A 6110-nucleotide genomic window follows, 5' to 3' on the forward strand; every position below is an offset into this window, starting at 1 on the left:
GCCGACTGGGACGACGTGTGGCTGAGCGAGGGGTTCGCGACCTACTTCACGTTGCTCTTCATCGAGCACGCCTACGGTCGCGATGAGTTCCTGCGTGGCCTCGAGGCGAGCCGTCGCACGGTGCTGTCGTTCGCGGCCGCGAATCCCGGCTACACGATCATCCATCGCAACCTCGCCCGCATGGAGGATGTGACGAGCTCGCATACGTACCAGAAGGGGAGCTGGACGCTGCATATGCTGCGGGGCGTGATCGGCGATGACGCGTTCCAGCGTGGCATCCGCAGCTACTATCAGCGCCACTTCAACGCCAACGCCACCACGGCCGATTTCCGGCGCGCGATGGAAGAGGCGTCGGGGCGGGACCTCGGTTGGTTCTTCGAGCAGTGGCTGTACCAGCCCGGGAACCTGCAGATCGCCGGGCGGTGGCGATACAATGCAAAGGCCGCGCAGGTGGAGATCACCCTCGATCAGGTACAGACGGACGGCCATCTGTTCACGATGCCGCTGGAGATCGCGGTGCATACGGCGGGACAAGCAGTGCCGACTATCCATCGCCTCGACCTCAAGGCGAAATCGCAAACGTTTTCCATACCGGCATCGGCGGAACCCGCGGATGTCCGTCTGGACCCGAACCATTGGGTGCTCATGGAGTCCTCCTTCACCAAGGTGCGGCGCTGATCGCGTTCATCCCCGCGCCGCTGGAAAGTGAGCGCCCCACGCGGTTTCCCACGCCGTTCGACCGCAAGGCTGTGCATCCGCTCGCGCGGCGCGCAGCCGCGGAGCTCATGGTGGTGCTGGAGCAGCACCATGGCCACGCATGGCGTCTGCACGAGCCGGGGAATGGCAAGATGTTCGGCGTGCTCGTGGTGGCGGCGCCCGATGGCACGCTCGGCTATCTGCGCGGCTTTTCCGGCATGATCGACGGACAGTGGGAGATCAACGGATGGGCACCGCCCACCTTCGACGCTGTGGCGCGTGATGTGGTGTGGGGGCCGGGCGAGACGGAGATGCTCGATTACTCCGCGCAGCGGGCGGCGCTGCTGGCTACCATGCCCGCTGACACGAACAGCGTGGAGGCCAAGCGCATCGCGAAGGCGGTGCGGTCGCTCGACGCCGCGCGCACCGCGCGCTCGCGCGTACTCATGGGGCAGATACAGGACTGCTATCGCTTCGCCAGCGGGCGCGGAGAGGTGCGCGGGCTGCGTGACATCTTTGCACCGGCCGAGCCGCCAGCGGGGGCCGGTGATTGTGCCGCCCCCAAGCTGCTGGCACAGGCCTACGCAAAGGGGCTCACCCCACTCGCGCTGGCCGAGTTCTGGTGGGGCGCTCCGTCGGTCACGGGTGATCGTCGCGAAGGCGTGTTCTACGCCGCCTGTCGCGGCAAGTGTCTGCCCATCCTCACGCACATGCTCGACGGGTTACCGGCTGACCCGCCGCCGTTGTTCGGGGCGGCCGCCATCGATGCCGCCGAACCGCGCGCCGTGTACGAAGACGCGCATCTACTCGTGGTGAACAAGCCGAGCGGGCTGCTGACGGTGCCCGGACGTAGTGCCTCACTGCAGGACTGCGTGGTCTCGCGATTGCGCCTGCGGTATCCCGACGCCACCGGACCACTGGTGGTGCATCGTCTCGATATGGATACGTCGGGGTTGCTGTTGGTGGCGAAGACGCTCGAGGTGGCGAAAGCACTACAGCGACTCTTCTCGCTGCGCGATATGGAGAAGCATTACGTGGCCGTGCTGGATGGGACGGTGAGGGGTGAGCACGGGCACATCACGTTGCCATTGCGCGTGGACATCGATGATCGACCGCGCAACATCGTCGATCCTGTACACGGCAAATCGGCGCACACCGAGTGGCGGGTACTCTCGCGTGAGGGTGGTCGGACCCGGGTGTGTTTTACGCCGCACACCGGGCGCTCTCATCAGTTGCGCGTGCACGCCGCGCACCCGGACGGGCTCGACGCGCCCATTCTGGGGGACCGGCTGTATGCCCGTACGCCGCCGGACGACGATGAGCGGCTGCTGCTGCACGCCGAGCGCCTGGCGTTCGTGCATCCCGTCACGGGCACCCCGCTCGTGGTGGAGCAGCCGGCGCCTTTCTAGCCGCTGTCCCCCGCTCACTCGGCGCGGCTAGAATTCAGCATGGCCGACATGCACTCCACCATGGAACCGCCGCACGCCCTCACGACGCTGTCCACGGTGGAGTGGCAGGCACGCGCGGCGGCGCATCTGGCGCGTGTGCAGCCGTATACCGTACCACGCCGTGAACGGCGCGCCCGCGGTGAGTCGCATCCGGTGCACGACTTTCTCTTTCAGTACTACAGCTACTCCGCGGGCAAGCTGGAAACCTGGCACCCTGGCCCGCACGAGGTGCTCGAGGACAGCGATCAGGCGCGTGAGCGCTTTCGGCCACCGGTCTATCGGTTCGGTGACGGCGTACTTCGCCGACATGTGAGGGATATGTCGCCCGCGAAGCGCGAATTGCTCGAGAGCACCTGGCAGTTGCTGCGCGACACCCGTGACCGCACCGCGCATTTCGGGTGCTACGGCATGCACGAGTGGGCCATGGTATACGGCGGTTTCGAGATTCGTCATGCCGGCGTGGCGCCGCTCCGGCTGCCGCAGGGTGAAATCGATGCCTTCGTGGAGAGCCGGCCGGTCTCGTGCAGTCACTTCGATGCGTTCCGCTTTTTTGCACCGTCGGCGAAGCCGTTCAATCGCCTGCCGATTGCGTGGGAAACCCGATACGACGCCGAGCAGCCCGGGTGCATACATGCCAACATGGACCTCTATCGCTGGGCGTACACCTGTATGCCCTGGGTGGGGAGTGATCTGCTCGCCGAGTGCTTCGAGTTGGCGATGGCCCTGCGTGATCTCGACATGCAGGCAGGCCCGTACGACCTGCGGGTCTTCGGCGTGCAGCCGGTGTGTATCGAGACAGCCGCCGGCCGCGACGAGTATCAGCGGCGTCAGCGCGATCTGAGTGCCCGCGCGGCAGCGCTGCGGCAGCAGCTTATCGATGTCATCGCTCACGTGCTCGAGCCCGAGCTTACCTGAACACCGTCTCACCATCTATGCGACTTCTCGTCCCGTCGGTACTGCTCGGCCTGTTGCTCACGGCGTGTCATCGTCCCAACGCGGGTACCCCGGACGCGCCACGCAAGGCCGTGTTCATTCTGCTCGATGGCATTCCGGCTGACGTCATCGAGCGGGTGCCCACGCCGTTCATCGACGCCATGGCAAAGGACGGAGGCTATGCACGCGCCCACGTGGGCGGTGAGCTCGGCGGCAAGACGGAAACGCCGACGATTTCGGCGCCCGGCTACATGAGTCTGCTCACGAGCACGTGGGCCAACAAGCACAACGTCTGGAACAACGACAACCAGAAGCCCAACTACGACTACTGGTCCATCTTCCGCATCGTGGAGACGGCGGATGCCCGGAAGCAGACGGCAATCTTCTCCACGTGGCTGGACAATCGCACGGTGCTACTGGGGGAAGGCAAGCCACAGGCGGGCGGACTCACACTCGATTATGCCTTCGACGGGTTCGAACGCGATACCGTGCGCTTCCCGCACGATCGGGCGAAGCAGTACATCCTCGCCATCGACCAGCATGTGACGAACGAAGCGGCCCGGTATATCGCCGCCGAGGGTCCGGACCTATCGTGGGTGTATCTCGAGTACACCGACGATGTGGCGCATGCCAATGGTGATGGCGACCGGTTCGACGTGGCCGTGCAGCGGGCCGACAGCATGGTGGGGCGCATTTACGCTGCCGTACAGCAGCGCGAACGTCGCGGCGAGCGGTGGATGGTGGTGGTCACCACCGATCACGGCCGCGACGCCGTGACCGGGCGCGGGCACGGCGGCAAGTCGGCGCGCGAACGTACCACGTGGATCGCGACCAACCAGCGCGATCTGACGGCGCGCTTCACTCGTGGTGAGGCGGCCATCGTGGATATCGCCCCGTCGATCCTCCGGTTCCTGCGCATCGAGGCCTCACCGGCGGTCGCGGCGCAGATGGAAGGCGTGTCGTTTCTCTCCCGCGACTGAAATAGCGCGCTACTTCCCGCCGGACTTGTACACCGCACCGCCCTTCATCACGAAGGTCACCTTCTCGAGGCGACGCACGTCGTCGAGCGGGTTCCCCTCGACGGCCACGATATCGGCCCATTTGCCCGTCGTGACACTGCCCGCGTCGCGCGAGATGCCAATGAGGGCGGCGGCGTCGCGCGTGGCACTGAGGATGGCTTGCATGGGTGTGGCACCGAGAATTTCCACCATGTAGTGGAACTCTTCGCCGTTGCGTCCGTGAATGTCACTCGTGGCATCGGTGCCGAAGGCGAATGGCACACCGGCCTGGAAGGCTGCGCGCAGCCGGGTGCGCCGCTCGGCGGCGATGGCTTTCGCCTTTTCCACTGCATACGGTGGATAGCCCTTCTTGGCTCCATCCTTCACGATTTCTTCGAGAATGATGAGCGTGGGCACGAGGTAGGTACCCTTCTGCTTCATCAACGCGCCCTGCTCGGCGGTGACCAGCGAACCGTGCTCGATGCTGGCCACGCCGGCTTCCACGGCCGCGGTGAGTCCGGCACCACCGTGCGCGTGAGCCATGACCTTGCGCCCAAGTCGGGCGGCTTCGCTCACGGCTTCGCGCAACTCGGCATCGCTGAACTGTGATGCCGTGGGCGCATCGCCCTGTGAAAGGATACCGCCGGTGGCGACGATCTTGATCTGATCGGCACCGTACTTCACGTGGTGGCGCACCGTCTGTCGCACTTCGTCCACGCCATTCACGATGGTGCCGGTCCCCGGGAGCTGCACCTCGGGGCTGTAGCCGTTCACGTCGGCGTGTCCGCCAAGAATCCCCAGGGCGGCGCCGGCGGCGAAGATGCGAGGGCCAGGGATGATGCCGCGGGCGATGGCCGACTTGGCGGCCACGTCGGCAAAGCCCGGCGCGCCCGCTTCGCGCACGGCGGTGAAGCCGGCATCGAGCGTCTTGCGTGCGTTTACCGCCGCCCAAATCCCCGCGTGCGCAGCCGTCTCCTGAATGGCAGCGAGATCGCCGCCGTCGGAGTCGATGCTCGTGAGGTGCGTATGCGTGTCGATGAAGCCGGGGAGGAGCGTATGACCCGCGAGCTCGATGACTTTGGCGCCCCGCGGCACCGTGACGCGGCTCGCGGGGCCGGCCTCGACGATGCGATCGCCGCGCACCACCACCGCTGGCTGATCGATGACCGTGCCGTCGCCCACAATGAGGCGGGCCGCGCGGATCACCGTGGTGGTGGCTTCTTGCGCGCCCGCCGCCGCGGTCGGCACGGTGATCAGGAGAGCGGTGTGGAGGAGGGAGCGAGCAGCACGACGGAACGACATGGGGCCTCACGGACGAGGATCGAAGCAGCGAGCAGGGCCCTAGAGCTTACGCTCCAAGGGCGCGGGGAGCGAGCGGTCTACTGGCTGCGGGAGCGTGGTGAGGCTGGCGACAGCAACGGCGACGGCGGGGCGAAGACGCCTCAGCGCACCTTCGCGTTCAACATCCACGGCACCGCGCGCAATACGCCGGCACGCACCATGAGCGTATGCCCCTCGTTGGACCGCTCCTCGTAAGTGCCCGTGGGTGTCGCCGCGGCCGCGGCCTTCACGCGTGCGGCCGGAATAATGGGGTCGAGCTGCGCGCCGATGAACAGCACTGGCGGCGCACCGGCCACGGTCACCGCGGCACCGCCAGCCAGACAGGCGACGGCGCTGATGGCCTGCGGACGCTCCTGCGCCAGGCGTGCGGCCGCACCGGCGCCCATGGAGTGCCCCATCACGTACACGCGCTTTGCATCGATGGCGTACTCACGGCCGAGCACTGCCAGAAGCGAATCGAAATGGACCGCGCTCGTCATGAACGGCGTGGTGGCCGGTGACACGAACAGTAGGTCGTTCTCTCGCGCCAGCCGTGCGGCCACACCGCGACCATAGGCATCGGCGAACATGTTCTCGTCGCCGCCGGCACCGTGCAGGGCAATGAGCACACCCACGGCGCGTGATCTCGCGGCCGTTGGCGCGATGACGCGCATGGGCACGAGTGTGCCGTTCGTGCCGCGATAGCTGCGCCACA

6 protein-coding genes are annotated in these 6110 nt (G+C 66.5%); 4 read left to right on the forward strand and 2 right to left on the reverse strand.

Annotated elements, in window-relative coordinates; genetic code table 11:
* The 4 genes from ACIQ6O_RS11390 to ACIQ6O_RS11405 form a co-directional block, all read left to right on the forward strand.
* The coding region (locus ACIQ6O_RS11390) for a M1 family metallopeptidase (RefSeq protein WP_396207909.1) at positions 1 to 678 on the forward strand (678 nt) is incomplete at its 5' end.
* Between the two features lie 71 nt (positions 679 to 749).
* Positions 750 to 2105 (forward strand): RluA family pseudouridine synthase, encoded by a 1356-nt coding sequence (locus tag ACIQ6O_RS11395; protein ID WP_396207910.1) that lies wholly within the window; start codon positions 750 to 752, stop codon positions 2103 to 2105.
* 39 nt (positions 2106 to 2144) lie between these two features.
* Positions 2145 to 3059, forward strand: a complete 915-nt coding sequence (locus tag ACIQ6O_RS11400; protein WP_396207911.1) for a 3-methyladenine DNA glycosylase — start codon at positions 2145 to 2147, stop codon at positions 3057 to 3059.
* Between the two features lie 17 nt (positions 3060 to 3076).
* The gene (locus tag ACIQ6O_RS11405; protein WP_396207912.1) at positions 3077 to 4057 is read left to right on the forward strand and encodes an alkaline phosphatase family protein; all 981 of its coding nucleotides are present in this window, start codon (positions 3077 to 3079) and stop codon (positions 4055 to 4057) included.
* Positions 4058 to 4066: 9 nt separating this feature from the next.
* On the opposite strand, the gene ACIQ6O_RS11410 is transcribed toward ACIQ6O_RS11405, so the two are convergent.
* Both ACIQ6O_RS11410 and ACIQ6O_RS11415 read right to left on the reverse strand, forming a co-directional pair.
* A complete protein-coding gene (locus ACIQ6O_RS11410; RefSeq protein ID WP_396207913.1) occupies positions 4067 to 5377 on the reverse strand; it encodes an amidohydrolase family protein in 1311 nt (436 codons plus the stop codon).
* Between the two features lie 140 nt (positions 5378 to 5517).
* A partial coding sequence (locus ACIQ6O_RS11415) for a serine aminopeptidase domain-containing protein (protein ID WP_396207914.1) occupies positions 5518 to 6110 on the reverse strand: 593 nt, incomplete at its 5' end.

Origin of the sequence: Gemmatimonas sp., from assembly GCF_044345575.1 — a bacterium.
Taxonomy (GTDB): domain Bacteria; phylum Gemmatimonadota; class Gemmatimonadetes; order Gemmatimonadales; family Gemmatimonadaceae; genus Gemmatimonas.

Excerpts from the sequence above, each read along its gene's own strand:
- ACIQ6O_RS11400 (WP_396207911.1), top strand. The coding sequence starts at position 2,145 with ATGGCCGACATGCACTCCACCATGGAACCGCCGCACGCCCTCACGACG.
- ACIQ6O_RS11405 (WP_396207912.1), top strand. The coding sequence starts at position 3,077 with ATGCGACTTCTCGTCCCGTCGGTACTGCTCGGCCTGTTGCTCACGGCG.
- ACIQ6O_RS11410 (WP_396207913.1), bottom strand. The coding sequence starts at position 5,377 with ATGTCGTTCCGTCGTGCTGCTCGCTCCCTCCTCCACACCGCTCTCCTG.